Annotated in this window: 3 protein-coding genes; all 3 read right to left on the bottom strand. The window is 52.4% G+C overall.

Annotated elements, in window-relative coordinates:
- Positions 1–62: 62 nt before the first annotated feature.
- The 3 genes from ACI3UA_RS06040 to ACI3UA_RS06050 all read right to left on the bottom strand — a co-directional run bounded on the left by ACI3UA_RS06040 (position 63) and on the right by ACI3UA_RS06050 (position 2,096).
- The gene (locus ACI3UA_RS06040) at positions 63–1,265 is read right to left on the bottom strand and encodes an alpha/beta hydrolase (RefSeq protein WP_439723924.1); all 1,203 of its coding nucleotides are present in this window, start codon (positions 1,263–1,265) and stop codon (positions 63–65) included.
- Between the two features lie 60 nt (positions 1,266–1,325).
- On the bottom strand, positions 1,326–1,862 hold the full coding sequence (locus ACI3UA_RS06045) for a flavodoxin family protein (RefSeq protein ID WP_439723925.1): 537 nt from the start codon (positions 1,860–1,862) through the stop codon (positions 1,326–1,328).
- A gap of 102 nt (positions 1,863–1,964) precedes the next feature.
- Positions 1,965–2,096, bottom strand: a complete 132-nt coding sequence (locus ACI3UA_RS06050; RefSeq protein ID WP_439723926.1) for a carboxymuconolactone decarboxylase family protein — start codon at positions 2,094–2,096, stop codon at positions 1,965–1,967.
- Between the last annotated feature and the right edge of the window lie 32 nt (positions 2,097–2,128).

The following is a 2,128-nucleotide window of genomic DNA, read 5'->3' on the forward strand; positions in this document are numbered from 1 at the left end:
GAAAAACTGAATTTTCATGTTATTTCCTCATCTGTGTGCAGTTTTTATATGTGTCGTTGGCATCAGAGGTTTTTGCCGTAGAAATCAGTCAGCTTGGTGGCGATTTTTTCCACATACTCCGGCACCCAGTAGGTCTGGATGTGGGTTGCGCCTTCCACCAGAAACAGCTCCTTGTTTTTGGTGCCGGTGGCTTTGGCAAAAGCGTCTTCTGTCATGTAGAGGGAGTCAGCCTGACTGCCGGCAATCATCAAAAGCGGCTGGTTAATCAGCTCCATGTTGGCGGCCGCATCAAAGGTGAACAGGTCAAGATTGCTGCGTAGGGTGTATTGGAAGGTGGAGTTAGGATGGCGGTGGGTTTTGCCGTAGTAGATGTAGCCCTCGCTGTAGAGGGTAGGCATTTCAGCCAGCTTTTCCTGCGGGATTTCCATAGTTTCCATGCCAGGGGTACGATGGATTTCCGCTCCGGCAGCTTCGGCGGCACGGATAGCGGAAGCTGTTTCCAGATTTTTGATGGCGGCATCAGGAGTGGAGTTCATGTAGCCGTTCCTGCGGACGAGGCCTGAGTTGAACATAGAGAGGGTGGCTACTGCTTTGAGCCGCTTGTCAGTCTGGACGGTTTTCAGGGTATAGCCGCCACCGCCGCAGATGCCCAGTGCTCCCAGCCTGTCGGCATCAACACCCGGAAAGGCTGGGATGATGTCTGCCATGCCGTGAATGTCCTCCACGCGGAAAGCCGGATTGTCAAGGTTTCTCGGCACGCCGCCGCTGGCCCCCTGAAAGGAAGCATCGGCAGTGATGGTGATGTAGCCGTTTTCCGCCAGCCGCTGGGCGTACATCCCCGCCACCTGTTCCTTGACACCGCCGTTTGGGTGGGCAATGATGATGGCAGGATATTTTTTTGTATCATCTTTCCGGTAGCCAGCCGGGGTATAGATATTTGCCGCAATCAGGTTGCCATTCAGGCGATAGCTGACAGGATGGATGTTTACCTTGCCGGGCTCGTTTTTAGTAAGGGCGCCTGTATAGACCAGTCCGAAAGGATTGACGTTGGGGCTTTGGGCAGGATTAATGTTGCGCTCCTGCAAGTCGCTGGCGCCCAGAAAGGCGATGCCGTCAGCAGAGGTGGAATTTTCGGCGGCCGTGGCAGGCTTGGCAGTGGCATTGGCACCATCAGCACCGGCTTCGGCGATTCCGCCTGCACCGGCAGCGGACAGCGTACCGGCGGTCATCATCAGGGCAAGCAAGGCCATTTTTTTGAATTTCATAACAGCTTCCTTCTTTCTTTTGTCTTGTATGTAGTATTTTATATCTTTATATTTTGCATCTTATACGTTTTTGCCCATTTCCCTTGCCTGGGCAGGATAATCAGTATTTTTGACCGCGCCCTTTTCATAGACGCTGTGACCGTAGAGGACGCCGCGTTCCGTCATGCCGTCAAAGCAGTCGGCAAAGCCGCGGAAACATTCCACCGTGCGCTCAAGGGCGGCGGGATTGCTGTCTGCCGCCGTGACGATGTAATAAAGCTCCTTGTCCCTGATTTCTGTCCAGCGGGGCAGGGTGCGGTCAATCATTGCCTTCATCTGTGCATCAACGGAGTAAAAGTACACAGGGCTTGCCAGCACCAGTACATCAGCCGCAATGATTTTGTCCAGAATGTCCGTCATATCATCCTGTTGAAAGCACTTTTGTGTCTGGCGGCACTGGTAGCAGGCATGGCAGAAGCCGATTTTGTTATCTCGCAGGGAAATTTTCGTCACCTTGTGGCCTGCCTCATGGGCCCCTTCGGCAAAATAATCGCATAACAGGTCGGAATTGCCGCCTTTGCGCGGACTGCCGGAAATGATTAGTACATTTTTGCTCATGATATCTCTCCTTTGTATTTTGCGTATATTATTAACCGAGTATTTATATTTTCTGTGTGAAAGCACCTTTCTGTCTGCTGTAAATGCAGTCGGGCAGAAATTTTATTTTTCTATGCATTCATTGGCGATTTTCAGCATCCAGAGGGTGCGGGGAAAGCCCACGTAAGGGTTCATGGCGGTAATGACGCCAATGACCTCTTCCTTGCTGGCACCGGCGGCCAGGGTGCCATTCACATGGCTGCGGAATTGTGCTTCTATGCCGAGGG

It is taken from the genome of Anaerovibrio sp. (genome assembly GCF_051866355.1).
GTDB lineage: Bacteria > Bacillota > Negativicutes > Selenomonadales > Selenomonadaceae > Anaerovibrio.